The organism is Pseudomonas fluorescens Q2-87 (assembly GCF_000281895.1).
Lineage (GTDB): Bacteria > Pseudomonadota > Gammaproteobacteria > Pseudomonadales > Pseudomonadaceae > Aquipseudomonas > Aquipseudomonas fluorescens_S.
Map to the genome: position 1 here is coordinate 5,562,194 of NZ_CM001558.1, position 24,418 is coordinate 5,586,611.

Sequence of the window (24,418 nt, forward strand, 5' to 3'; positions counted from 1 at the left end):
CTTTATCTCGCCGATCGAACGACTGATTGCCAATCATGGTCCACACTTGGAACCTCACAGCCGGAGTGTGTTCCATGTCTGACCGTTATATCGACTTCGCCAATTCGCCCGTTGGCCTGCGTCTGGTCGGGGCCCTCGGCCTGCCATCGCCGGCTCGCCTGGAACGCTGGCAGGCCGGGCGGTTGCGGCCGATCGAGGGCGCGCTGCTGCTGGGCGGCGGGCCACTGACCGAACAGGTCGGCACGTTCGCCAAGCGCCTGACCGACAGCATTTTCGGCTACGGCGGCGAACCGACCCTGGCCACCGAGTGGATTCCCGGCCATGGCCCGAAAATCAAGGCTGTGGTGTACGACGCCAGCCACCTGACGCAGGTTGATCAGCTCAAGCACTTGCGCGAGTTTTTCCAGCCATTGATGAAAAATCTCGACCGCAGCGCCCATGTCGTCATCCTCGGTCGCGCCCCGGAAAGCCTGACCGAACCGTTCGCCGCCAGCGCCCAGCGGGCATTGGAAGGTTTCAGCCGCTCCCTGGCCAAAGAGTTGCGCCATGGCGGGACGCTGCAGTTGTTGTATGTCGGCAACGGCGCCGAGAGCCAGTTGGAAGGCGCGCTGCGTTTTTTCCTGTCGCCCAAGAGCGCCTTCGTTTCTGGGCAGGTGATTCGCCTCAATGCCTGCGATACCCAGGTCCAGGACTGGACCCGACCGCTGACGGGGCTCAAGGCCCTGGTCACTGGCGCTGCCCGCGGGATCGGCGCCTCCATCGCCGAAACCCTGGCCCGCGATGGCGCCGATGTGATCCTGCTGGACGTGCCGCAGGCCAAGACTGATCTCGATGCCCTGGCTGCACGCTTGAGCGGGCGCAGCGTGACGCTGGACATCTGCGCCGAAGACGCCGCCACACAGTTGATCGAGCACCTGCCCGACGGCATCGACATCGTGGTGCACAACGCCGGCATCACCCGGGACAAGACCCTTGCCAACATGACCCCGGAGTTCTGGGACGCGGTGTTGGCGGTCAACCTCAACGCGCCACAAGTGCTGACCAAGGCCCTGCTCGACCACGGCACCCTGCGGGACAATGGCCGGGTGATTTTGCTGGCCTCCATCAGCGGCATCGCCGGCAACCGCGGACAGACCAACTACGCCGCGAGCAAGGCCGGGTTGATTGGCCTCGCCCAGGCCTGGGCACCATTGCTGCAAGCGCGCGGGATCAGCATCAACGCCGTGGCGCCGGGGTTTATTGAAACCCGCATGACCGCCGAAATCCCCTTCGCCCTGCGCGAAGCCGGGCGGCGCATGAGTTCCCTGGGCCAGGGCGGCCTGCCTCAGGATGTCGCCGAAGCCGTGGCGTGGCTCGCACAACCGGGCACGGGCGCGGTGACCGGGCAGGCACTACGGGTGTGTGGGCAAAGCCTGCTGGGAGCATGACCATGACAATCCAATGGCATGAGATCAGCGCCGCGCCCTCGATGTCGGGGCTCTATTCAAAAGCGGCGACCCGGCGCAAGGTCACCGGCAAGACCTTGCCGGAACAAGGGCTGCGTCAAGTGCTTCAGGTCGACCCTCAGCGCCTGGCAGCCTATCGCAAGGTCTGCGGTTTCACCGATAACGGGCTGCTGCCGCCGACTTATCCCCACGTCCTGGCGTTCGCCCTGCAAATGCAGTTGCTCACCGCGCGGGACTTTCCGTTTCCGCTGCTGGGGCTGATCCACCTGAGTAATCGCATCCGCGTATTGCGGCCCATGGGCGGGGTCGGCCAGGTGCGGGCCAGCGTCAACGTGCAGAACCTGCAAGCCCATCCGAAGGGCGCGGTGTTCGATCTGGTGACCCGCATCGATGATCAACTGGGGCCCCTGTGGGAAGCGCAGAGCCAGATGCTGTGCAAGGGCGTCCAGATTGACGGCGCGTTGGTGGAGGACCGGCCGGAAACCAGCCTGCCATTGGTGGAAGTGGCGCACTGGACGGCGCCAGCCGACATTGGCCGGCAGTACGCCAAGGTATCGGGCGACTACAACCCGATTCACCTCAGCGGCATCAGCGCCAAGCTGTTCGGCTTCCCCACCGCCATCGCCCATGGCCTGTGGAACAAGGCCAGGACCCTGGCAGCCTTGGACAACCACCTGCCGGAGGCCAACATCGAAATAGTAGTGGCCTTCAAGAAGCCGGTACGCCTGCCCAGCGAAGTAACCCTGCTGGCAAGCGCAGCGGGATCCAGCGGGGATTTGCGTTTGATCGGGGCGGGGGAATTGGAGCACATGGTGGGGAGCTGGCGGCCGACGGCTTGAGTGACGACAGAAATCATCCCCTGTGGGAGCGAGCTTGCTCGCGATAGCGGTGGGTCAGCTTGCCTTGATGGTGAATGTGCCGCCGTCTTCGCGAGCAAGCTCGCTCCCACATTTGTTCTCGGGTGTTCACAGATTCAGTGTCCACCACCAATCCCTGTGGGAGCGAGCTTGCTCGCGAAAGCGGTGGCTCAGCTTGCATTGATGTTGGATGTGCCGCCGTCTTCGCGAGCAAGCTCGCACAGTTTATTCAGTTGCCTGTCAGCGCGGTGGGTAGTTGGACAAGATCCGCCCTACCGTCTCACGTAGCGCCAAGCTGCGGTCAGTTGGAGTGGGTGAGTTGCTGAGCATTCGCTCATCGCTGCCACGCCACACCAGTTTTCCGTCCTTGCCATCGAGCAGGTCGATCTGCACCGTGGCGACCTTGTAGCTGATGTTGCGGGTTTCGTTGTACATCGGCCCGCCCCAATAACCATTCCAGGGGCTGCCCCAACCGCCACCGTAATTGGTGGTGACCTGTTGCTGGCGATCTTCGACGATCAAATAAGCCTGGACCTGCACATCGCCTCGCCCGCCGGCCGGAGCCTGGCGCAGGCCGCGTTGGTCGAGTTGATCGACAATGGCCTGGCGAATCCGCTGTTCGGTCAGGTCGCTCTTGATCCGTGGGGCATCGGGCCGATATTGCAGCGCCGGCTCTTTCCAGCTCCAACTGCGATACGCCGCGAAATCACGGCCAGGGTCAAAGTCATGGTTAACCTGGTTGGAGGCGCAGGCGCTGAGCAGCAGAGCGAAGGCCAATAGAGCAAGGCGGCGAAACATGGTTTTTCTCCGTTGCGTAATCAACTCGGTGGATAAGCCGACATGGCTTTCTCCACCGCCTCACGAATGGCGTCGGTGCGCGCGCCCTGGCTGCCGCGCTGGCCCGTCTCGGCGCTGGCGCTCCACACTGGCTGGCCATTGCGGGCATCGAACAGGTCCACCCGCACCACCACGACCTGCTCCTGGTACGTGCGCACCATCGGCACCGAGTGATACGCCCCATAGCCGGGGCCGTAACGGTTATAGCCGCCGTAGTAGCCAGGGTCATAATCATCGCGAACCTGACGCACGCGGGTTTCCAGGCGCAGGTCGGCGCTGACGAACAGGTCGGCCGGCCGGTTGTCCTGCAGCGGGCGCAAGCCACGCTGGTCCAGGGCATTGGTTACCGCTTCGGCCACCTGGGCCGAGTCCGCCCAAGCGGTGCCTGACGGCAATCGTCCGTTGAGCCAGGCCCAACTGCGATAGCGCCCATAGTCACGGGGCGGCGCGGGGTAAGCGCTGCGGTCGAACACCGTGGCAGCTTCGGGCGGCGCCGGCGGCAATGGATTGGACGTGGCGACATACGGGTTGCTGCCTTGGCAGGCCACCAATCCCAGGCACAGCACCAACAACCCTGAACGACCTTTCATTTCACTCTCCGATCAGACGGGACGGCAGACCCAATGCAAATAACGTCCCAATCCGGCAAAGGCAGGATGGCGACGGTGGGCCAGCTCCATTTCCAGCAACTGCGCAAGCTCCACGCGTGCCTGGAACTCCACGGGCATGTAGTCATGAAAAACCCGCACGCCACTCTGGATTTCGACCTGCCATAGACCTTCAAGTTGCGCTGCCAATTCTCGCGGATCAAGGGGTTGCTGCGGCGTCAGGCTTTGTTTTTCACCGGCCATGTCGTTTTTGCGCAACTTACGGAAATGGCCCTTGAGCAGGTTGCGATAGACCAGCGCGTCGCGGTTGTAGAACGCCAAGGATAACCAGCCACCCGCGGCGGTGAGCTGATGCAACACCGGCAGGATCGCGTGGGACTCGGCCAACCACTCCAGCACCGCATGGCACAGCACCAGGTCGTAAGGCTCGGTGAGCTGGCCAAGCAAATCCTGCCACGGCGCCTGGATGAACGTGGCGCTCTGGCCGGCCTCGGCAAACCGCTGGCGGGCGCCTTCGAGCATGGGCTCGGCCGGCTCGGCCAGGGTCACCTGATGGCCGCGTTCGGCCAGCCACAACGACATGTGGCCCAAGCCCGCACCGATGTCCAGCACGCGTAACGGGCGGTCCGGCAAGGTTTCCAGCAGATCGGCCTGGAGCACCGCCAGGCGGATCGCCCCCTTCGCCCCGCCATAGATTTTCTCGGCGAAGCGTGTGGCCAATTGGTCGAAATGACGATCGCTCATTGGCCAAACCGCCGTTCGCTGTCGGCCAGTTTGCTGCGCACCACGGCGTCCATGTCCAGGCCCAACTCGCTGCACAACAGCAGCAGGTACAACACGATGTCACCGACCTCTTGCCCGGCATGGGCGAGTTTGTCCGCCGGCAGCTGGCGCGACTGGTCTTCGGTCAGCCATTGGAAAATTTCCACCAGCTCAGCCATTTCCACGCTGGCGGCCATGGCCAGGTTTTTCGGGCTGTGAAATTGCCGCCAGTCGTTACGGTCGCGAATGGCATGCAGGCGTTCGGTCAGTTCAACAAGGTTCATCGGGCTCTCCTGAATGCGCATAGCTTCGGGGGGATGACGGGGGAAGGCAAGAGTCTCGGTACGAAGCGCCGGTTTGCCCCATAATCGAACGATCGCGGCCGTCGCAGCTCCTACAATCAGGGCCAACGGCTCAACGCAGATTCCCCTCACACCAGGAAGCACATATGCAGGTAGAAAGCTTTTTCGAATGGCTCGGCCAAGCGCTCGGTTCGGTGATCCGTTTCATCGTCGACCTGCTCAGCGGCCTGTTCAACATGCTGGCCAATGCCGGTGGCAACTTCGTCGACGGACTGTCACGCACCTTGGGCATGGACACCTCGATCATCAGCATCATCGCGCTGATCCTTGGGCTGATGCTGCTGTACTCGGCGATCCGCGCCTTCATGCGCGCGTCGATCGTCATGGGCATCATCTGGCTGGTGCTGGGGTTGTGGTTGTTGAGTTGGATTATTCACTGATACTCCAAGAACCACACCGAACACAGCTCCCGTGGCGAGGGAGCTTGCTCCCGCTGGGTGGCGAAGCCGCCCAAAATGGGTTGATGCAATTTTCCAGACAGACCGCACCGGCCGGTTTTACGGCTGCTTTGCAGCCGAGCGGGAGCAAGCTCCCTCGCCACAATGAGTCCGAGGTCGGTTTGGAGAACTGCGGCCCCCCTCGGCACAGACACGACCAGTCCCGGAACCCGCTACAATCTCGCTCCATCAAGGAGCCTGCATGTCCCACCTGATCACCGACTGGCGCGACCGCCTGACCCATCGCCGGGTCTGGGCGCTGGCTGCGCCGATGATACTTTCGAACATTTCCGTACCGCTGGTGGCGTTGGTGGACAGCACGGTCATCGGCCATTTGCCCCATGCCCATCAGTTGGGCGCCGTGGCGGTCGGGGCGAGCTTGTATACGGTGTTGGCGTGGGCCATGGGTTTCTTGCGCATGGGCTCCACCGGGTTCGCCGCCCAGGCCGCCGGGCGCGGGGATGGAGCGGCGTTGCGGCAAGTGTTGTTGCAAGGCCTGCTGCTGGCGATGGGGCTGGCCGTGGTGCTCGGTGCCGTCGGCGTGCCGTTGAGTGGCGTGGCCTTGCACTTCATGCAGCCGTCCACCGAGCTCAACCAACTGACCCAGGATTTCTTTCACACCCGGTTATTCGGTCTGCCGGCGGCGTTGGCCAGTTATGCGCTGGTGGGCTGGTTTCTCGGTGCCCAGAACGCCAGGGCACCCTTGGCGATCCTGCTGGTAACCAATCTGGTGAACATCGCCCTGAACCTATGGTTCGTGCTTGGCCTGGACTGGGGCGTGACCGGTTCGGCCCGGGCCTCGGTGATTGCCGAGTGGACCGGTGCCCTCGTCGGCCTGGCCCTCGCTCGCCAGACATTGCGCGCCTGGCCGGGGCATATCGCCTGGGCCGCCCTGGGGCTGTGGCAGAGCTGGCGTCCGCTGCTGGCGGTGAACCGGGACATTTTCATTCGCAGCCTGGCGCTGCAAGCCGTGTTTTTCCTGATCACCGTGCAAGGCGCCCGCCTGGGGGACGCGACCGTGGCCGCCAACGCCTTGTTGCTCAACGGCCTGCTGCTGACGGCCCACGCCCTGGATGGATTGGCCCATGCCGTCGAGGCGCTATGCGGCCACGCCATTGGCGCCCACGACCGCCTGGCCCTGCGCCGGTCGTTGGTGGTGGCCTGCGGCTGGTCACTGGTTGCAAGCGTTGGCTTCGCGCTGCTGTTCCTGCTCGCGGGCCACCTGTTCGTCGATATGCAGACCGACATACCCGAGGTACGCGACACGGCCTACCGCTACCTGCCTTATCTCGCCGCGCTGCCGCTGATCGCGGTCTGGAGCTATCTGCTCGACGGGCTGTTCATCGGCGCCACCCGCGCCCGGGAAATGCGCAACGGCATGCTGCTGACGCTGATACTGGTGTTGCCAGTCGCCTGGGCGCTGCGCGACCTGGGCAACCATGGGCTGTGGATCACCTTCCTCTTGTTCATGGCGTTGCGCAGCCTGACCTTGGGCGCCTTCGCCTGGCACTTGCAGCGGCGTGACCGCTGGCTCGGCCGCCCCGCGCCGTAACGATCAACCTTAGTCGTCCTGCCACAGCCGTCGCAACTGATCGAGATGCTCGCGTTGCGAACCGCCCACTCGCCCCGGCACCGGCCGAGCATCGGGATATTGCAGACGCAACCACAGCCAGTCGTCAAGCACGGCCCGCTCGGTAAACCCCAGCGCCAGCCCCTGCTGCAAGGCCTTCCAGAGTTGACGGTAGTCATTCCCGGTGGCGCGGGACCATCGCCAGGCGTGATGCTCCAGCACACACTGCTGCAGCTGACTCTGTTGCCGATCGCTGAGACCCTGCTCTTTTTCCAGCGGCGCCACCGACAGCCCGGGATTGGACAGCTGCTGCCAGCCTTGGCTGCCAATCGCCCGGTCGGCCCAGGTGCCGCCGAACCACCGCAACAGGCTGATCGGGCCCAGCCAGCAACTGAGTTCCAGCGGGTCGCAACCGTCGAAGAAATAACTGGCGGTGTGTGGGTTGTAGAAATTCAACAAGGCCTTGTGATGCAGGCCGAGCGTCACCGTCAGCATGCGACGCAGATGGGCCAGCACGTGCTCAACGGGCGACGGGCTGATCAACAAAAGCCCCGGCCACGAACGTGCATCCAGATGGCAGAGGCTGGTCAGCGCTGGTGCTTGGCGCAAATCCACCAACAACGGACCGTGTTCGCTCAGCCCATGCAATTCGGTGCCCTCGAACAAGGCAAAGGACCGTGCCTCAGGGAATTGCTCCCGGACAAGCCGCGCGGCCCCCGGCGCACCCGGCACGTCGAGCAGCAACCATTGGGGCGCCGATCCAGGCAGGCCGACAGCACTCACAGAGCCGCGCCCGAGCCACGACGGGTCAGCATGCGGCACGTACAAACGGTTTGAGAACAAGGGCTGAAACGTCCGCCACCGGGTAACAGGCATAACAGCACCAGCGGCTCGGCGCTCCGGATCGCAGCCAACAGAACCGGGTCGGCTGCGCATGACTCGGGCGTGTCGTGCAGAGCCACGCTCGCGAGCGGCTCCTCCGTATCCAGGGCGGGGGCGTCAAGGAATGCACTGATCAACGGCCGATCCGGATCACCCTCGATATAACTCACCAGCACCTCGGTACCGTCACGGATGTCGCCGGCCCCGCCAGCAGCGAGTTCGGGGGCCAGTGGCAGCCAGCAGTGACTGGGGCTGGCCCCCTCGCCCTGATAGGCCCAGTCGAACTGCACCGCCACGCGCCCCGCTTCCTGCCTCTCAGGTTCGCCCACCGCCACCACCCAGCCGCGCTGCCGGCTCACCATGCGCGGCTTGGCAGGTACGTCAGCAGCCATGAATGGAATGCCCCATGCGATGGCCTCGAAGTGGTTGCCATACACGCCCGCCTGTCCGCGATGCTCGACCTTGGTCAGCAGCCAGCGCTGGTTGCAGCCTTCGAAAGGATGGGCCGTCAGCGCCAGCACCTGGCCGCAATGCAGGCTCATCAAATCGCTGCCACCGTGGGCGACACGCTCGCCCGCCTCGGCACGCACGCTGAAGGTGCGTACACCGGGAACCGACCTGTCTTGCCCGTAAGCCGCCGCTTCGGCTGGAGGAAAATTGTCCGTACTGTCAGCGAACACCAGGCAATGCTCGCGCCGGGTGTGTTCGAAATGAAAGTGAATGCCGGCACGGGCACACACGCGCTGGAGAAATTGCAGGTCCGATTCCCGGTACTGGGTACACAAGTCCCGCGCCGGATAGTCACCGCTCAAGTCCAGGCACACGCTGCGCCCGCTGATGCCATGTGCCTTGAGTACCTGGCGGATGATCTGCGGCACCGAGCAGCCGCTGAACACCCGCTGGTTGAAACGCTGCGCCAGGCAGGCCAGCTTCGGCCCGATACGCACCCGGCAGGCAGCGCCATGATGAGGCTGGACAAGTTCGTGAAGCTGTCCGTGAACGCCCATGCCCGAGGCGCCGAAACTCAACCAGACGCTGCGGTACAGCAGAGCCGCCAAGTCCAGGGTGACGTCGTGGAGCAATAGCTCCACTTCATAGAAGAAGGGTTCGCTGATGGCTTCGCTACCACTGAACGCCAGGACGGCGAAGGGATCGGGCAGACCGGCTATCTCCAGACGGAATAATGGCTCGCTGGCTGGATTGGACATCGGCGTTTCTCTACAGGAGGGGCGGTCGGGGATTCTCGCCGAGAGCCATGGCCTAGTAGAGGGGTGAAGTACAAGTTAGGAAAGGGACTACACGAAATAAGGACATCGCCGGTTAAACGCACCGAGATTCGGAAATAACGGCGGTACGAACAAAAATGCCCTTCAGGACTGCCCGAAAAATCCCGCAACATGCGGCGTAGTTTCTGACAGCCCTGGAGGGCGGTGTTAATCAGTAGGGAGAACAGATACGGTCCCGTGGCGAGGGAGCTTGCTCCCGCTTGAGTGCGAAGCGCTCATAAAGAGGGGAGCTGCTGCGCAGCCCAGCGGGAGCAAGCTCCCTCGCCACAGGTCCGGTGGGCCTTCAGACTCTCCTCACGACGACAGGTACGACGAACGCGTCAGCCCCAGGCGCAAGGCATCCAGGAACTGGGTGCGCTCGGCGGCGCTGATGCGGGCGCTGGCGCACTTGTCGCGGTAGTGAGTCATCAACTCCTCCGGCGACAAGTGCACGTAGCGCAGCATGTCTTCGATGGTGTCGTGGGTTTCGATACCGGCGTGGTACACGCTGCCGTCGGCGTTCTGGTAGATGTTCACCGAGTCGGTGTCACCGAACAGGTTGTGCATGTCGCCAAGGATTTCCTGGTAGGCGCCCACCAGGAAGATGCCCAGCAGGTAATCTTCACCTGGGTTGAGGGAGTGGACCGGCAGGCTGGTCTCGATGCTCTGCTCGTCGACGTACTGCTTGATCTTGCCGTCGGAGTCACAGGTCAGGTCTTGAAGCACGGCGCGGCGCAGCGGCTCTTCATCGAGACGGTGCAGCGGCAGGATCGGCAACACCTGGCCGATGGCCCAGGTGTCCGGCAGGCTCTGGAACACCGAGAAATTGCAGATGTACTTGTCGGCGAGCTTGTCGTTGAGTTCATCGAGCACCTGGCGATGGGAGCGCTGACGGGCTTTCAACGAGTTGTGCAGGCGACGGCACACGGCGAAGTAGCACTGCTCGGCCAAGGCTTTTTCGGCCAGGGTCAGCTTGCCATCGGCATACTGGGCCGCCACGTCGCTCATGTAGTGGGTGGCGCGCCAGTAGGTCTCGGTGACCATCTCGATATCGGTCGGCCCCAGCAGGTCAACCAGCCATTGCACGGTTTCCGGTAGTTCCTGATTGCTGTCAATCACCGGCACGTCGTCGTGATGTTTCTCGACGTCGGTCACCTGCACCACCAGCATCGCGTGGTGGGCGGTCAGGGAGCGGCCGCTTTCGGAGAAGATGTGCGGATGCGGCAGGCTCTGGGCATCGCAGAACTCCTTGAGCATGCCCACCACGACACCGGCATAGTCGTCCATGTCGTAGTTGATCGAACTGGCATTGCGCGAATGCGTACCGTCGTAGTCCACACCCAGGCCACCGCCAACGTCGATGTGATCCACCGGCAGGCCGAGGTTGCGCAATTCGCCGTAGTAACGGATCGCTTCCTTGAAGCCGTGCTGGTAGTCCGCCAGGTTGGCGATCTGCGAGCCCATGTGGAAGTGCAGCAGGCGAATGCCCTGGTCCAGGCCGGCGGCGCGGAAACGCTCGACCACCGAGAGCAGTTGTGCGGCGGACAAGCCGAACTTGGATTTCTCGCCACCGGTATCGGCCCATTTGCTCGATGCCAGGGATGACAGGCGCACCCGCAGGCCAACCTGTGGCTTGACCTTCAGGGAGGCGGCCTCTTCGATCACCAGGCCGACTTCGGATTCTTTCTCGATGACGATGAAAACGTTGTGCCCCAGCTTCTGGCCCATCAGCGCCAGCCGGATGAATTCACGATCCTTGTAGCCGTTGCAGACGATGGTCCCGCCCTTTGGCGCCAGCGCCAGCACGGCCAACAGTTCAGGCTTGGAGCCGGCTTCCAGGCCGATGGAGACGTTCTGGGTGGCGATGATGTTTTCGATCACCGCTTCCTGCTGGTTCACCTTGATCGGATAGAGTGCGGTGTACTGGCTCTGGTATTCCAGACGCGCGATGTTGCTGTCGAACGCGCCGGTGAGTTGGCGCACACGGTCTTGCAGGATGTCGGGGAAGCGCACCAGCAAGGGCAGCGACAAGCCGCTCTGGCGCAGTTGGTCGACTTGCTCGAACAGGTCGATGGGCGAGCTGTCGGGACCGTTCGGACGGACTTCGACGCGACCGGCGTCATTGATCGCGAAATACCCGGCCCCCCAATGGCGAATCCCGTAAACACTGCGGCTGTCCGCAACTGTCCATTGGCTGCCATCGTCTTTGCGTGTGCGTCGTACGGACATCGAAGTCCCCTATAAGAAGTCGAAAAAGCACCATCCGATCGGAGGCTGGCGCAGTCTAGAAAATGGAAATGACGATTTGCCTGTTAGCAAGGTAGACCCTGCTCCCAGCGCTGAGTTTAGAATCCCGTTCAGAACAGGCTCTGTGAAAACCATGTAGGCGACCTCGAACACCGGGTTCGGATCAAGCCGGGGGTGGTTTTCACAGAGGCTGCTAGCCGCCGGATTTTTTTGCCTTGAAACCGTGCCTGGTCAGTTCCGCCAGCAACAGCTCGACGTGATCGCCCTGGATCTCGATGATGCCGTCTTTCAACGCACCGCCGGTGCCACAGCGTTTCTTCAACGTAGTGGCCAGTTCCTTGAGCGCGTCTTCGGCCAACGGCACGCCGGTGATGGTGGTCACCGTCTTGCCGCCGCGGCCTTTGCTTTCACGGCGCACGCGAGCGATGCCGTCACCTTCCGGGATGGCGGTCTGTTTGCAGATGCAGGCATCCACCGGTTGACGGCAATCAGGGCAATGACGACCAGCGTCGGTAGAAAATACCAGGCCGCCCAGGGCGGCGAAGGATGCGGCTTTTTTGGCCACCGGCAATCCTCTTGGGAGGACAAAGACTGGTCGAGGGGCTGAACGTGCCTCGACCGCGAAGCCCCACTCAGGCAGGGGCAGCGCTACTGGACCGCAGACGCGGTTCAGCTTGAAAAGTCGCGCAGTGTAACGGCAAAAAGCCGACTTGCTAAGGGCCAATCGGCGCCAATTTATAGCTTCTTTGCGACGCCATCGCCATGGGCGTGCAAATAGCGCCCAAGCGCCGCCAGAGAGTCCGGGCAATACGGCTTGCGCTGGATTTCATCCAGCACCTGTTCGATGGGCAGGAAACAGGCTTCCAGGACTTCCTCGGGCTGCAGGACCAACGGCCCGTCCCACACGGCCGAAAACGCCGAGCACCACAAGCGGCTGCCGGTGTCCTCGAAATAGAAATGGTCATGGGGCGTCAGTTCGACACCGCTTACGCCCAGTTCTTCCGCCAGTTCACGGGCGGCCGACTCGGCGTAAGTCTCGTGCGCCTGCACCATGCCGCCGGCCGCCACATCCCAGAAACCAGGATAGATCGCCTTGCTCAGGGTGCGCCGATGAACGCACAGTTCGCCAGCCGAGTTGAACAGCATGATGTAGGTGCCGCGCCCGATCAGGCCACGCTCACGCAGGTCCGAACGCACCAGGCTGCCAAGCAGGTTGTCGTGCTCATCGACCCAAGCGATCAGTTCGGCATCCGAGGCCGCTCGATGGGCGACCTCCCGGGTGCTTTCGTCCATGGATCAGCCCTGGTTCAGCAATTGCCGCAAGTCGATGACCGCCGCGTTGGCCCGGGAAATGTAGTTGGCCATTACCAACGAGTGGTTCGCCAATACGCCGAAGCCGCTGCCATTGAGGATCATCGGGCTCCAGACTGGCTCCTGGGAGGCCTCGAGTTCACGAATGATCTGCCGCACGCTGACCGTCGCGTTCTTTTTCGCCAATACGTCGGCGAAGTCCACTTCGATGGCACGCAGCAGGTGCGACAGCGCCCAAGCCTGGCCGCGTGCCTCATAGAACACGTTGTCGATTTGCAGCCACGGGGTCTCGACCACTTCCTCGTCCACCTGCGGCACCTGGCCCGGGGCCGGGACTTCGGTTTTCAATGAGGTGTTCAGTTTGACCCGGCCAACGCTGGCGGATAAGCGCTGGGACAGCGACCCCAGGCGAGTGCCGACATCCCCCAGCCAGTTGTTCAGGTTGTCGGCGCGGGCGTAGAACAGCGCGCTTTTCTGGGCGGGATCGGACAGGCGCGCCTGATAGCGGCTCAGGGAGTTGATGCCTTCCTGGTATTCCGACTCGCTGGAGGGCAGCACCCAACTGCGGTTATCAAAGTTGAAACGCGGCTCGGCCTTGGCCAGGTCGGCGTCTTCGGCGGACTGGGACTGCGAGCGGGCGAAGTCCTTGCGCAGGGCACGGCTCAGGTCGCGGACTTGCACCAGCACGCCGTATTCCCAGCTCGGCATGTTGTCCATCCACAAGCCTGGCGGGAAACGGTCGTTGGAGATGTAGCCGCCCGGCTTGGTCAGCAAGGTGCCGGCCACGCTCTTGAGGGTTTCGACGGTGGTGTAGCCCACCACCATTTGCCGGCCGTCCCGCTCGGCGGCTGCCTGGGCGTTCTGCTGCACCGGAAACAAGGCGGGCTCCTGGCTCCAATACCAGCCGACGGCGATGGTCACCAGTAGATACAAGCCGATCAGCGTGGCCAGTGCCCGGCTGAAAAACAGCCCACCCAGGTAGCTGCGGGTGTCCGATTTCGGCTCGGCGGCACGTTCAGGCGCGCTGCCCGCGCGGTTTTTCCAGTCCAGCATGGCGATATCCCTTCAATCACTTGAGTTCACGGTTCGACCACAACCCTACGCCAACGTGCCTGGGATGAAACGCCAAAATGCGGCGTCAGGCATGTCGGCCGCGACAGACAGTCGAACAGGCACTATAAAGGAAGCGCTGCCATCGGCCTACGAGACTGACAAGTCATAAACTGAATTTGCTGCCAAGACAGATTATTGACGTATGACACTCATGTAGAGGAAAAGAGGTGCTAGCATAGAGCCACCAGTCGACCTCAGCATGCACCCTAACTAGTAGTCAGGATATGACCGAGCCAGAAGACCCCAGCCGTGAGCGCCTCAAGCACCACTTTGCCCAGCGGGTAATTCATCAGGCTCGTCAGATCCTGGAGATTTGGCAGCGCCTGCAACGCAGTGAGTGGTCAAGCACTGATCTGTCGGAGCTCAGCGAAGCCAATCTGCGCTTGCTGCGCTTCGCCGAGCGCTTCGAACAGCCCGAGCACTCCCAACTGGCCCAGGGCATCAGCCAGTCGCTGCAAGCGGTGGACGCCAATCGCGGGCGCCTGAGCAGCCAGTTGATCACCGAAATCAACCGCCTGATGCAGCGCTTGTCGCGCACCGGCCTGCGTCACGGCGACCACCTCGAACAGACTTTCCTGCCGCCACTGCGCAAACCCATCTATGTGATGCTGCAGGACCATGACCGTGCCGAGCGCCTGGCCAAACAGCTGGAGTTCTTCGGCCTCAGCGCCCAGGCGCTGGGCAGCGTCGCAGCGTTCCGGGCCTCGATGATCGAGCGCCTGCCCGCAGCCATCGTCATGGACGTGGATTTCAGCGGTCCCGGCGCAGGCCTGAAGCTGGCCGCCGAAGCCCAGGAAGGCCTGGAGCAACCGTTGCCGTTGCTGTTTTTCAGTTTGCTGGAAACCGACACCCCGACCCGCCTGGCGGCCGTACGCGCCGGCGGCCAGGAATTCCTCACCGGCACCCTGGAAGCCTCGAGCCTGCTGGAAAAAATCGAAGTACTGACCTGTGTCGCCCAGTACGAACCCTACAAAGTGCTGATCATCGATGATTCCCGCGCACAGGCTTTGCACACCGAACGCCTGCTCAACAGCGCCGGGATCGTCACCCGCACACTGATCGAGCCAATCCAGGCCATGGCCGAGCTGGCGGATTTCCAGCCCGACCTGATCATCCTCGACATGTACATGCCTGCCTGCACCGGCACGGAACTGGCAAAAGTGATCCGCCACAACGACCGCTACGTCAGCGTACCGATCATCTACCTGTCCGCCGAAGACGACCTGGACAAGCAACTCGACGCCATGAGCGAAGGCGGCGACGATTTCCTGACCAAGCCGATCAAGCCCCGGCATCTGATCACCACCGTGCGCAACCGCGCGGCCCGGGCCCGCAACCTCAAGGCGCGGATGGTGCGCGACAGCCTCACCGGCCTGTACAACCATACCCATATCCTGCAATTGCTCGAGGACTGCAGCTTCCGCGCCCGCCGCGAAGGCAAGCCCCTGAGCTTCGCCATGCTCGACATCGACCATTTCAAACGGGTCAATGACAGCCACGGCCACCCCATGGGCGACCGGGTAATCAAGAGCCTGGCGCTGTTTCTCAAGCAGCGCCTGCGCAAGACCGACTTCATCGGCCGTTACGGCGGTGAAGAGTTCGCCATCGTCATGCCCGACACCGATATCGAGGCTGCCTGCAAGGTGTTGGATGAGATTCGCCAACGCTTTGCCGAGATTCACTACCCGGCCCAGCCCCAAGATTTGTGGTGCACGTTCAGCGCCGGCGTGGTGGAGATGAGCGACGGTTGTGACAGCCTGATGATGGCGAGCCAGGCGGACGAAGCGCTGTACCGTGCCAAGCATGCCGGACGCAACCGAGTGCAGAGCGCGCGGCAATCAAAGCAAAGTGCCACCTTTTCATCGGAATCGACCGATTCGGTCATAAACGTGTAACACAAACGCAATAACTTCAGGCACTTACGATTCTGCCCCCGGTAGACCCTTGATGCGCCTGAAGCTGCTGACCAATCTCAATACTGTTCTTTTAGTTGCCGTGTGCCTGGGCCTGGGCGCCACGTTGTGGTGGTCGCAGATCGCCCTGGAGCGGCCCTATCTGCTGATGGAGCGCTACCTGGGCCTGTCGCGGCAGTTCCAGGGCGAAGCGGCACGCAATATCGAGGACTACCTGGCCAGCGGCGACGCCTTGCGCCTGAGCGCTGCCAGCCAGGCGTTGGAAACCCTGCAAAAAGAACTGGATCAATTCCCACCGGAACTGGCCAAGACCCTGCGCCCGAGCCTGTCGAACCTCGATGGCTTCAGCAAAACCGATCTGCTGGCCGCCGGCAAACTGGCTGGCGACCCGCAGGCGCTGTTGCTGCAGGCCGAGCGCGAACTGAGCGCCAGCCTCGACCAGCTCGCTCAATACGCCAATGGCGTCCCGGCCTACCTGCCACCGCTGTTTGCCGCTTCGCAGCACCTGGGACGGCTGTCCCTTACCCGGGACAAACTGGTCAGCAGTGGCCGCAGCGAATTGGCCGCCGATGTCGAACGGGAGCTGGCGAGTATCCATGTCGAGGCCGAACACCTCGACGCCCTGCCGCTGTTGGGCGTTACCGCCAGCAGTGAATCGGGCAGCGATGACTTCGCCGCGTTGATGGGGCTGCAAACCCAGGAAACAACCGCGACCGAAGATGCAGGCATCGCCCTCAAGCGCGAACTCAACAGCCTGCTCGGCCGTTACCCTGCTGAGCTGGCCCGCACCCGTGAACTGATCCAGAAACGCACCGAGCTGAGCAACGCCACGCACCTTAAAATCGCCGATGTGCAGCAGGCGATCGATGCCATGGAGCCGGCGGTGCGGGCCCAGCATGGGCAGATCCAGGCAGAGGTCCGGTTGATCCAGGGCGTGATGATCGGCCTGATCCTGCTGATCGCACTGCTCATCGACACGTTGCAGCGGCGCCTTGCCCGGACCTTGACCCACTTGGCCCCGGCCCTGTCGACCTGGGCCGAAGGGGACTTCAGCCGCGACATCCGGGTCGGCGCGAGCAACCGTGAGCTGCAAGACATCGAGGCCTCGCTCAATCGTCTTCGCGCTTATCTGGTGGACTTGGTGGGCACCATTCGCGTGAACGCCGAACAGGTCGCCGGCAGCAGCCGAGCCCTGGCCGAACTGAGTGGCGAGCTGCACAGCGGCGCCGAGCACCAGGCCGGCGATACGGCGCTGATCCGCGATTCCCTCAGCGAGCTTGAGGCCACGATCCAGCAGGTGGCCGGCGATGCCAGTCAGGCCGCCGAGGCCAGCCGCGGTGCCGGGCACGCCGTGGAGCATGGGCAGAAAGTCATCGGCATGAGCCTCACGGGCCTGCACGCACTGGTGGGCGAAGTGCAGGGCAACGCGCAGATGATCGAGCAACTGGCTGAGGAGTCCGCCACCATTGGCGGTGTGCTGACGGTAATTCGCTCGATCGCCGACCAGACCAACCTGCTGGCCTTGAACGCCGCCATCGAAGCCGCCCGTGCCGGGGAAATGGGCCGAGGCTTTGCCGTGGTGGCCGAGGAAGTCCGCTCACTGGCCCAGCGCACCGCGGGCGCCACGGCCGAGATCCAGGCGCTAATCGCCCGCCTGCAACTGGCCGCGCGCCAGTCGGTGGAAGGCATGCGTGCCCAGGTCGAACACGCCGAAGCCACCGCCAGCCAGGCACAAGCCGCCGACGGCGCGCTGGATAAAATCGTCGAGGCCATCCAGACCATTTCCGACACCGCCGTACGCATCGCCGATGTCACCGCCCAACAAAGCGGCGCCGTCAGCGAAATCCGCGATCACAGTGAACGTATCCACCAATTGGGCGGGGATAACCTGGTGCGCATCGGCCAGGGCCGGGAACAGGGCGACAACCTGTTGGTGCTGGGCGGAAGGCTGCACACGGCGGTGCAGGCGTTTCGAGTTTAAGCACCACAGACCCATTGTGGGAGCGGGCTTGCTCGCGAAAGCGGTCGCTCAGCTGCATTGATGTTGAAGGTGCCGCCCTCTTCGCGAGCAAGCCCACTCCCACACTGGATCTCGGGTGCCCACAAGTCCGGCGGTCACCACAACTTCCCTGTGGGAGCGAGCCTGCTCGCGATAGCGGCGGGTCAGCTTGCGATGATATTGAATGTGTCATTGTCATCGCGAGCAGGCTCGCTCCCACAGGGTTCAGCGCAAGCCTCGCAGCCATGGGTGACCGAATCCAGGCGCATGGTCACAAATTTCGCGCAAACATCGGGCATCGTGCCGGCTATTGCCGAGAACTGGACAGTCATTAAGGCTTTGCGGCATAGTCGCCGGGTTCTGACACCTGCTCACAAATAACAAGGAACAGCAGATGGCGACTCTACTGGTCCTCCACGGACCCAACCTGAACCTGCTAGGCACACGCGAACCGGGCGTCTACGGGGCCGTCACCCTGGACCAGATCAACCAGGACCTGGAACAGCGAGCCCGCACCGCCGGCCATCATTTGCTTTATCTGCAAAGCAACGCCGAATATGAATTGATCGACCGCATCCATGCCGCGCGTGGCGAAGGCGTGGACTTCATTCTGATCAATCCCGCAGCTTTTACGCATACAAGTGTCGCATTACGTGACGCGCTGCTGGCGGTGAGCATCCCATTCATCGAAGTGCACTTATCCAACGTGCACAAACGCGAACCTTTCCGCCATCACTCCTACTTCTCCGATGTAGCGGTGGGAGTGATCTGCGGCCTTGGCGCCAGCGGTTACCGACTGGCCCTGGAGGCCGCCCTAGAGCAGCTTGAAAGACAGGCAACGGCTTGAACAACAAGCGTAAACGCCCCTGACCGACCCTTGGGAGTTGATGATTCATGGATATCCGTAAAGTTAAGAAATTGATCGAATTGCTGGAAGAGTCCGGCATCGACGAGCTCGAGATCAAGGAAGGCGAAGAGTCCGTACGTATCAGCCGCCACAGCAAGACCCCGGCCCAGCAGTTCTACGCACCGGCACCGATGCAGGCACCAGCTGCCGCACCAGCTCCGGCCGCGCCTGCAGCTGCCGCCGCACCAGCAGCGCCAGCCGCACCAACGCTGAACGGCACCGTGGCCCGCTCGCCAATGGTCGGTACGTTCTATCGCAAGTCTTCGCCATCCTCGCCTTCCTTCGTTGAAGTGGGCCAGACCGTGAAGAAAGGCGACACCCTGTGCATCGTCGAAGCCATGAAGATGATGAACCACATCGAAGCTGAAACCAGCGGTGTGATCGAATCCATCCTCGTTGAAGACGGCCAGCCGGTTGAGTACGACCAACCGCTGTTCACCATCGTTTGAACCGCGGAGAGCTTTCGATGTTGAAACCTGCGAAGTTGGAAAAAGTACTGATCGCCAACCGCGGTGAAATTGCCCTGCGGATCCTGCGCGCCTGCAAAGAGATGGGCATCAAGACTGTCGCCGTCTACTCCAAGGCCGACAAGGAACTGATGCACCTGGGCCTGGCGGATGAATCCGTCTGCATCGGTCCGGCGTCGGCTGCGCATTCCTACCTGCACATCCCGGCGATCATCGCCGCTGCCGAAGTGACCGGTGCCACCGCCATTCACCCGGGCTACGGTTTCCTGGCGGAAAACGCCGACTTCGCCGAACAGGTCGAAAACTCCGGTTTTGCCTTCATTGGTCCGAAAGCCGACACCATCCGCCTGATGGGCGACAAGGTGTCGGCCAAGCACGCCATGATTGCTGCCGGCGTGCCTACCGTCCCGGGTTCCGACGGCCCGCTGCCTGAAGACGAAGAAACCGCCTTGCGCATTGGTCGCGAAGTCGGTTACCCGGTGATCATCAAGGCCGCTGGAGGCGGCGGTGGTCGCGGCATGCGCGTGGTACACAAGGAAGAAGACCTGATTTCCTCGGCGAAACTGACCCGCTCCGAAGCAGGCGCGGCATTCGGCAACCCGATGGTCTACCTGGAAAAATTCCTGACCAACCCACGTCACGTCGAAGTCCAGGTGCTGTCCGACGGCCAAGGCCAGGCCATCCACCTCGGTGACCGCGACTGCTCGCTGCAACGTCGTCACCAGAAGGTCCTCGAAGAAGCGCCGGCACCGGGCATCGACGAGAAGGCTCGCCAGGAAGTCCTGGCGCGCTGCGTCAAGGCCTGCATCGACATCGGCTACCGTGGCGCCGGCACCTTTGAGTTCCTGTACGAGAACGGTAGCTTCTACTTCATCGAAATGAACACCCGTGTTCAGGTGGAGCACCCGGTTTCGGAAATGGTCACCGGTATCGACATCGTCAAGGAGATGCTCAGCATCGCCGCTGGCAACAAGCTGTCGTTCACCCAGGACGATGTGGTCATTCGCGGTCACTCGCTGGAATGCCGTATCAACGCCGAAGACCCGAAAACCTTCATGCCAAGCCCAGGCACGGTCAAGCATTTCCATGCTCCGGGCGGCAATGGCGTTCGCGTCGACTCGCACCTGTACAGCGGTTATGCAGTTCCGCCGAACTACGATTCGCTGATCGGCAAGCTGATCACCTACGGGGCGACCCGCGAGGAAGCCATGGCGCGCATGCGCAATGCACTGGACGAAATCGTGGTGGACGGGATCAAGACCAATATCCCGCTGCACCGCGACTTGGTCCGTGACGAAGGCTTCTGCAAAGGCGGCGTCAACATCCATTACCTGGAACACAAGCTGGGCAACCAGCACTGATGCTCCAAGTGATGTAAAAAAACCCCGGTCATTTGGCCGGGGTCTTTTTTTGCCTGGCGTTCAGGCTCCCCACGATTGAATCAGCTCAGCGTCACCGTGGGAAATGCGTGGGCTTCGATCTGCGCCGCCGTCGCGGGCCTGCCCTGCAGCGTGCTGACGGTGCCCTGGGCATTGGCGACAAGGGGATCGCTGCGCAAGCGCGTCATGAACCCGCGTGCACGTACCGACACCGGGTCAGTGCTTTTTTTCGCCCGCGCCAACACCGGTATGTAGTAGCGCTCGACCTGGCTGCGCGATGTCTTGAACACCGACGTGACGCCACTGCGCAAATCCAGTGCGACCCCGAAGGTATTGCCGAAGCAGGACGAATACGACCAGTGATCCCATGTCGGTCGAAGGCCCTGGCGCCTCATCACCGACCTGACCCGTCCGCCGATATCGGCACCTGTCAGCCAGTCCCCGCCCACCAATGTGGCGCGAATATCCTTGGTAGCGCCCCCCAAGCGCTGCGTCACGTCCCGGACACTGCGCTCGATCAGCGTGCGAATATTGTGATCGAAATGAATGACGGCCCCTACCCGGGTGGTCGGGTTGTACAACGAAGCGATCACGCATGTCTGGGCATTGAGGGAGAACACGTAGTTATCCGCCACTGCCTCGCTGAACCTCGCCACCACCGCCTCGCCCTGCAACGCCCCTCTTGCGACATCTGGATAGGCATGGCCGGGAAATGCCTCGCGCAGGTCGCTCACTCGGCCCAGGACGAGTATTTGATCGTTGCCTCCGCGCAAGCCGACTTCATTGTGTGTCCACTTGCCATTTCCCAGCCTGCGGATTGGCAATTTGTATAAAGCCGTGGGGCGACTGGCATCCACCAGACACAAACCGCCAAAGTAAGGATCCTCCTTGACTTGGTAGTACTTGCCCCTACTGCGGATGTAATACGTGCTGCGCGGCTGTAATGCACTGGGCGGGCTGCGATAGGTGCCCTGGAAAAGGCCTTTCTCGGCCACCCGTTCAAGGTTCTCGGGCGTCTTGCCGACTGCCTGTTTCGGCTTGAGGCGTATGGGGCGGACAATCGGCCCGGCTTCCCTGGCAATCAGCGGCGCCGCGCTTCTCAAGCGCTGCCCCGACAAGGACAGCGGCGCCATGACAAGTTTCAGGCTTCTGGCCGCCCGCCCTAGCAACGTCGCGATGGCGCCCGTCCCCAACGCTGCGAACAGGACACCCCACGAGGCAGCCAGCCAGTGGCCCAGCGCGCGCTCCGTCTCGCCTTGTCGATGCGCCTCGGCGGCGTCCTTGACGCTAGCGGCCATCAAGGCGACATCCAGCAACAGCGCAAAGGGTGGATAAACCAGGCATACCGGAGCGGACGCAAACAGCAACCCTTTGACGACTTGCTGCCTGATCACCTCGGCACGGCTTTTGGTGATGTCCTCCACATCGCCAATAGCACGTTCGACGATGGCATCGAACTCTGCCCGGACATCGATCACTCGATTGAACTCACGCAATGTATCGACACCCAGGGCCGACGCCGCCAGGGCCGTCAGCGAGCGCCTGACCGCTGCACGGGCGCCGAGCGCCACCCGTTCCAGCACGTAGTCATGCAAGCGCGAGGCGACCGTTCCGGGGAAGTCATGGTACTGGCGAAACATGACGCCATCCGCCGCGTCAGGCGTATACAACCAGTAGCGCCCCTTCGGATTGAAATAGGCAAAGACGTAGACGCCCATGACGACATGACCGCCAATGGAAAATTTGATCACGCCCTCGCGCTGCACGGCAGTTCCCAGATACACCGGGCCGGACAACGGCACCGACTCGCTCAACAGCGTGACTTGTCGGGTCAACCACCAGAACTCATCGGCGCTCAACTGCGACTTGCCTGCGGCGACGCGCAGGTCGCGGTCCATCCTGGTCAACAACAGGTTGCGGTAGGCATTGCGGCGCGTGGCGTATTCGGGCGCGCCGGCATCGAGGAACCTGGCACGAATCTCCCGCGTATATCGCTCGCCCACGTATGCCCGCCGGATATACGTGGCCAGCTCGGCACTGCGAACCTGCCCCAGCGCCTGCCCCACCGATGAGCGCACGCCTTTGCCGGGGTTGTCGATACCCGAGTTGTCGTCATACCCGAAGATCACCAGATCCAACAGGCTGGCGACCTTCGTCCTGCCATCCGACAGCTGCGGGTTGTAGTCGATGAGCACCGTCGCAGGATCGACCGGCTCGTCCACGCCCTTGCTGCGCATATACGGAGCGATTGCCTGGGTGACGATCCGCCTGGCGAAGTCCACGAAGACTTCATAGCCGGCAATTTCCTGGCTGAAGACCTCCTGATGAACCAGCAGCTCTTGATTCAAAGTGCTGAGGGTTCGTCGCGAATCCAACGGCAGCGCGCTGTACCAGCCGGGCGATTCGTCGCGCTCCACCTGTGCCAGATTACGCTCCAAGCCCATCGCAACAATGTCTTCAAGACAATCCTGCAAGCCTGTCACCGCCGCCCTGGGATCCTTGCTTGAATCCCACAATGCCGGCTTGTCCGCCACGTTGGCAAAATACTCCCGGGCCCTGTCGCGGTCGGCTGGGGCAATCCGCTGCAGCAGGTATTCGCGACCGGCTTCACTGCGGGTCCAGCCTCCTACTTCCACACTCACGGCCCAAAGCGAGGGCAGCTCGACCCATTCCTGGCCATCCGGTTTGTCGGGGGCGTACAGCAGCAAGTCGCCTTGCAGGTCTGCACGGTAGAACAACAGGCAATCGGCGCACTTCAACGCGTTCGGCAGTACCAGGCCGGCGACCCGCACGCTGGCAGGGACGACTTGCGCCGAAACCTCGGCCTCCCAGAGGGTCTTGATGGCTGCATGGTTACTCATTTTCAAATGACCGGCACACCGCGCAATGAACGCACTTTGCCGCAGCCGTGCCTTGAACCAATCGAGCATGGCGTCTTTCAGGTCGCCACGACCATAGAGAGCGGCCAGCGCCTGCGAATACCCGGCGGGGGCATCGACGTCCGCCAGCAACTGGCTGACGTAGGCGGGTGAAAGAGGCTGGTTACGCAGCATGGCGCCGTTCTCCACCAGATACACCGACACCGCATCCGACCTCAGTGGACCGGCCACCAGCAGTTCGCTGAGGTTGCGGGTTTGCACGGGCTGGCCGAGGACGCTTCGCCAGCGCAGCTGCACACGAATGCTGTCCGGCTCGACCTCCATGTCCAACTCATGCCTGACGTGCTCCTTGGCCAAGGACCGGGCAAAGGACCGCAGCGAGCCCATGCCGTTGAGCAACGAGTCCACCAGCGCCTGCGCCTGGGACGTCTGCGCCTGGAGAGTCTCCAATTGCTGGCGATCAGCTTCGCCAAGCCAACGCAGCCAATCGGGCAATTGCAAACGGGCTATCGCTTCAAGCGCCTGGTGCTCCGCAGGGGCCGCCAGTGCGGTCAATCGACTTGTCAGCTGCCAGTTATCCTGCAGGGCTTCAATCTTTTCTTGCAGCGCATCGACATCCAGGCCCGCCAATTGCTCAGGCTGGAAAATCGCGTCGAACCGGGCCAGATGATTGTCGAGCCTGTCGTTGATCAGCGCCGCCAAGGAGATATCGTGCCCGAACACGCTCCAATGACGGCGCAGGTAGTCCTTGTAGTGATGAACCAAGCCAGAAGCCATGCCTTCCACCGCCTGGACGATGACTTCCTGGCGCTCGGCCGAAAAACCAGTATCCGGCCCATCCGGCCAACGGTAGGGCGAATTCTCTTCGGCATCGGGGACGACAGGCACCTGGTCGATCAGGCGTTGCAGCACGGCATCGAGCAGGGTGCCGATGAAATGTGGATCGATGTTGCCATGGTGATAGTGGGTGCGCAGCTCGACCAACAGGCGTTCCTCCAGTACCTCCAGCAAGGTCATCTGGGCTTTCAGCCGCGAGTCGATTACGGCCTGCCATCGGGTCAGTCTTCCAAGGACGGCCTGCGCCGTTGTCGCCTGCGGGGAAGGTTCCGGCCCCGCGCCGTTCGCTTTGCTTTGCCGCTCGGCAGAGTTGTCCATCACATTCCTCCCTGTTGTGTGGA

Annotated in this window: 20 protein-coding genes; 9 read left to right on the forward strand and 11 right to left on the reverse strand. The window is 62.5% G+C overall.

Translation table 11 applies throughout. The annotated features are described in order from the left end of the window. Positions 1 to 74 precede the first annotated feature (74 nt). Both PFLQ2_RS03280 and PFLQ2_RS03275 read left to right on the forward strand, forming a co-directional pair. The gene (locus tag PFLQ2_RS03280; RefSeq protein ID WP_003186180.1) at positions 75 to 1,427 is read left to right on the forward strand and encodes a 3-oxoacyl-ACP reductase; all 1,353 of its coding nucleotides are present in this window, start codon (positions 75 to 77) and stop codon (positions 1,425 to 1,427) included. Between the two features lie 2 nt (positions 1,428 to 1,429). Further along, complete coding sequence (locus tag PFLQ2_RS03275; RefSeq protein ID WP_003186182.1) at positions 1,430 to 2,284, forward strand: MaoC family dehydratase; 855 nt, start codon at positions 1,430 to 1,432, stop codon at positions 2,282 to 2,284. Positions 2,285 to 2,542: 258 nt separating this feature from the next. Here PFLQ2_RS03275 and PFLQ2_RS03270 read toward each other — a convergent pair whose 3' ends face one another. Genes PFLQ2_RS03270 through PFLQ2_RS03255 form a run of 4 tightly spaced genes read right to left on the reverse strand, consistent with a single transcriptional unit; the run spans position 2,543 to position 4,793 of the window. Next, positions 2,543 to 3,100, reverse strand: a complete 558-nt coding sequence (locus tag PFLQ2_RS03270) for a DUF4136 domain-containing protein (RefSeq protein ID WP_003186186.1) — start codon at positions 3,098 to 3,100, stop codon at positions 2,543 to 2,545. A gap of 20 nt (positions 3,101 to 3,120) precedes the next feature. Further along, positions 3,121 to 3,729, reverse strand: a complete 609-nt coding sequence (locus tag PFLQ2_RS03265) for a DUF4136 domain-containing protein (RefSeq protein ID WP_003186188.1) — start codon at positions 3,727 to 3,729, stop codon at positions 3,121 to 3,123. Between the two features lie 12 nt (positions 3,730 to 3,741). Continuing rightward, positions 3,742 to 4,491 (reverse strand): methyltransferase, encoded by a 750-nt coding sequence (locus PFLQ2_RS03260; protein WP_003186190.1) that lies wholly within the window; start codon positions 4,489 to 4,491, stop codon positions 3,742 to 3,744. Further along, entirely contained in the window at positions 4,488 to 4,793 is a 306-nt protein-coding gene (locus tag PFLQ2_RS03255) for a MazG-like family protein (RefSeq protein ID WP_003186192.1), read from the reverse strand. Before PFLQ2_RS03255 ends, PFLQ2_RS03260 begins: the two co-directional genes overlap by 4 nt. Before the next feature lie 164 nt (positions 4,794 to 4,957). Between PFLQ2_RS03255 and PFLQ2_RS03250 the strand changes: the two genes are divergently transcribed. Both PFLQ2_RS03250 and PFLQ2_RS03245 read left to right on the forward strand, forming a co-directional pair. Further along, positions 4,958 to 5,251 carry a hypothetical protein gene (locus PFLQ2_RS03250; RefSeq protein ID WP_003186194.1) on the forward strand — a complete coding sequence of 98 codons (294 nt, stop codon included), beginning with the start codon at positions 4,958 to 4,960 and terminating at the stop codon, positions 5,249 to 5,251. Between the two features lie 259 nt (positions 5,252 to 5,510). Continuing rightward, a complete protein-coding gene (locus tag PFLQ2_RS03245; RefSeq protein ID WP_003186196.1) occupies positions 5,511 to 6,860 on the forward strand; it encodes an MATE family efflux transporter in 1,350 nt (449 codons plus the stop codon). Positions 6,861 to 6,869: 9 nt separating this feature from the next. Here the strand turns inward: PFLQ2_RS03245 and PFLQ2_RS03240 are convergent, their stop codons facing one another. From PFLQ2_RS03240 to PFLQ2_RS03215, 6 genes are all read right to left on the reverse strand, one after another. After that, positions 6,870 to 7,661, reverse strand: coding sequence for a DUF4123 domain-containing protein (locus PFLQ2_RS03240; protein ID WP_003186198.1), 792 nt, complete (start codon positions 7,659 to 7,661; stop codon positions 6,870 to 6,872). Next, positions 7,658 to 8,968 carry a type VI secretion system Vgr family protein gene (locus PFLQ2_RS03235; RefSeq protein WP_003186200.1) on the reverse strand — a complete coding sequence of 437 codons (1,311 nt, stop codon included), beginning with the start codon at positions 8,966 to 8,968 and terminating at the stop codon, positions 7,658 to 7,660. The genes PFLQ2_RS03240 and PFLQ2_RS03235 overlap by 4 nt, the downstream gene beginning before the upstream one ends. A 372-nt stretch (positions 8,969 to 9,340) precedes the next feature. Then, positions 9,341 to 11,254, reverse strand: a complete 1,914-nt coding sequence (gene speA, locus PFLQ2_RS03230) for an arginine decarboxylase (protein ID WP_003186202.1) — start codon at positions 11,252 to 11,254, stop codon at positions 9,341 to 9,343. A 211-nt stretch (positions 11,255 to 11,465) separates the two neighbouring features. Next, on the reverse strand, positions 11,466 to 11,837 hold the full coding sequence (locus tag PFLQ2_RS03225) for a translation initiation factor Sui1 (RefSeq protein ID WP_003186205.1): 372 nt from the start codon (positions 11,835 to 11,837) through the stop codon (positions 11,466 to 11,468). Between the two features lie 170 nt (positions 11,838 to 12,007). Beyond that, positions 12,008 to 12,565 (reverse strand): NUDIX hydrolase, encoded by a 558-nt coding sequence (locus PFLQ2_RS03220; RefSeq protein ID WP_003186206.1) that lies wholly within the window; start codon positions 12,563 to 12,565, stop codon positions 12,008 to 12,010. A 3-nt stretch (positions 12,566 to 12,568) separates the two neighbouring features. After that, positions 12,569 to 13,636, reverse strand: a complete 1,068-nt coding sequence (locus PFLQ2_RS03215) for a DUF2333 family protein (RefSeq protein ID WP_003186208.1) — start codon at positions 13,634 to 13,636, stop codon at positions 12,569 to 12,571. Between the two features lie 284 nt (positions 13,637 to 13,920). On the opposite strand from PFLQ2_RS03215, the gene gcbA reads away from it, so the two are divergent. From gcbA to accC, 5 genes are all read left to right on the forward strand, one after another. Beyond that, entirely contained in the window at positions 13,921 to 15,591 is a 1,671-nt protein-coding gene (gene gcbA, locus PFLQ2_RS03210; protein ID WP_003186209.1) for a diguanylate cyclase GcbA, read from the forward strand. 52 nt (positions 15,592 to 15,643) lie between these two features. Continuing rightward, positions 15,644 to 17,590, forward strand: a complete 1,947-nt coding sequence (locus PFLQ2_RS03205) for a methyl-accepting chemotaxis protein (RefSeq protein WP_003186211.1) — start codon at positions 15,644 to 15,646, stop codon at positions 17,588 to 17,590. A 412-nt stretch (positions 17,591 to 18,002) separates the two neighbouring features. Continuing rightward, positions 18,003 to 18,455: a type II 3-dehydroquinate dehydratase gene (gene aroQ / locus PFLQ2_RS03200; protein WP_003186214.1), complete on the forward strand. Its 453-nt coding sequence runs from the start codon at positions 18,003 to 18,005 to the stop codon at positions 18,453 to 18,455. 47 nt (positions 18,456 to 18,502) lie between these two features. Further along, entirely contained in the window at positions 18,503 to 18,964 is a 462-nt protein-coding gene (accB, locus tag PFLQ2_RS03195; RefSeq protein WP_003186217.1) for an acetyl-CoA carboxylase biotin carboxyl carrier protein, read from the forward strand. 17 nt (positions 18,965 to 18,981) lie between these two features. After that, a complete protein-coding gene (gene accC, locus PFLQ2_RS03190) occupies positions 18,982 to 20,343 on the forward strand; it encodes an acetyl-CoA carboxylase biotin carboxylase subunit (protein ID WP_003186219.1) in 1,362 nt (453 codons plus the stop codon). 80 nt (positions 20,344 to 20,423) lie between these two features. Here accC and PFLQ2_RS03185 read toward each other — a convergent pair whose 3' ends face one another. Then, entirely contained in the window at positions 20,424 to 24,395 is a 3,972-nt protein-coding gene (locus PFLQ2_RS03185; protein ID WP_003186221.1) for a dermonecrotic toxin domain-containing protein, read from the reverse strand. Positions 24,396 to 24,418: the final 23 nt, after the last annotated feature.

Excerpts from the sequence above, each read along its gene's own strand:
- PFLQ2_RS03280 (WP_003186180.1), top strand. The coding sequence starts at position 75 with ATGTCTGACCGTTATATCGACTTCGCCAATTCGCCCGTTGGCCTGCGT.
- PFLQ2_RS03275 (WP_003186182.1), top strand. The coding sequence starts at position 1,430 with ATGACAATCCAATGGCATGAGATCAGCGCCGCGCCCTCGATGTCGGGG.
- PFLQ2_RS03270 (WP_003186186.1), bottom strand. The coding sequence starts at position 3,100 with ATGTTTCGCCGCCTTGCTCTATTGGCCTTCGCTCTGCTGCTCAGCGCC.
- PFLQ2_RS03265 (WP_003186188.1), bottom strand. The coding sequence starts at position 3,729 with ATGAAAGGTCGTTCAGGGTTGTTGGTGCTGTGCCTGGGATTGGTGGCC.
- PFLQ2_RS03260 (WP_003186190.1), bottom strand. The coding sequence starts at position 4,491 with ATGAGCGATCGTCATTTCGACCAATTGGCCACACGCTTCGCCGAGAAA.
- PFLQ2_RS03255 (WP_003186192.1), bottom strand. The coding sequence starts at position 4,793 with ATGAACCTTGTTGAACTGACCGAACGCCTGCATGCCATTCGCGACCGT.
- PFLQ2_RS03250 (WP_003186194.1), top strand. The coding sequence starts at position 4,958 with ATGCAGGTAGAAAGCTTTTTCGAATGGCTCGGCCAAGCGCTCGGTTCG.
- PFLQ2_RS03245 (WP_003186196.1), top strand. The coding sequence starts at position 5,511 with ATGTCCCACCTGATCACCGACTGGCGCGACCGCCTGACCCATCGCCGG.
- PFLQ2_RS03235 (WP_003186200.1), bottom strand. The coding sequence starts at position 8,968 with ATGTCCAATCCAGCCAGCGAGCCATTATTCCGTCTGGAGATAGCCGGT.
- speA (WP_003186202.1), bottom strand. The coding sequence starts at position 11,254 with ATGTCCGTACGACGCACACGCAAAGACGATGGCAGCCAATGGACAGTT.
- PFLQ2_RS03220 (WP_003186206.1), bottom strand. The coding sequence starts at position 12,565 with ATGGACGAAAGCACCCGGGAGGTCGCCCATCGAGCGGCCTCGGATGCC.
- PFLQ2_RS03215 (WP_003186208.1), bottom strand. The coding sequence starts at position 13,636 with ATGCTGGACTGGAAAAACCGCGCGGGCAGCGCGCCTGAACGTGCCGCC.
- gcbA (WP_003186209.1), top strand. The coding sequence starts at position 13,921 with ATGACCGAGCCAGAAGACCCCAGCCGTGAGCGCCTCAAGCACCACTTT.
- PFLQ2_RS03205 (WP_003186211.1), top strand. The coding sequence starts at position 15,644 with ATGCGCCTGAAGCTGCTGACCAATCTCAATACTGTTCTTTTAGTTGCC.
- aroQ (WP_003186214.1), top strand. The coding sequence starts at position 18,003 with ATGGCGACTCTACTGGTCCTCCACGGACCCAACCTGAACCTGCTAGGC.
- accB (WP_003186217.1), top strand. The coding sequence starts at position 18,503 with ATGGATATCCGTAAAGTTAAGAAATTGATCGAATTGCTGGAAGAGTCC.
- accC (WP_003186219.1), top strand. The coding sequence starts at position 18,982 with ATGTTGAAACCTGCGAAGTTGGAAAAAGTACTGATCGCCAACCGCGGT.
- PFLQ2_RS03185 (WP_003186221.1), bottom strand. The coding sequence starts at position 24,395 with ATGGACAACTCTGCCGAGCGGCAAAGCAAAGCGAACGGCGCGGGGCCG.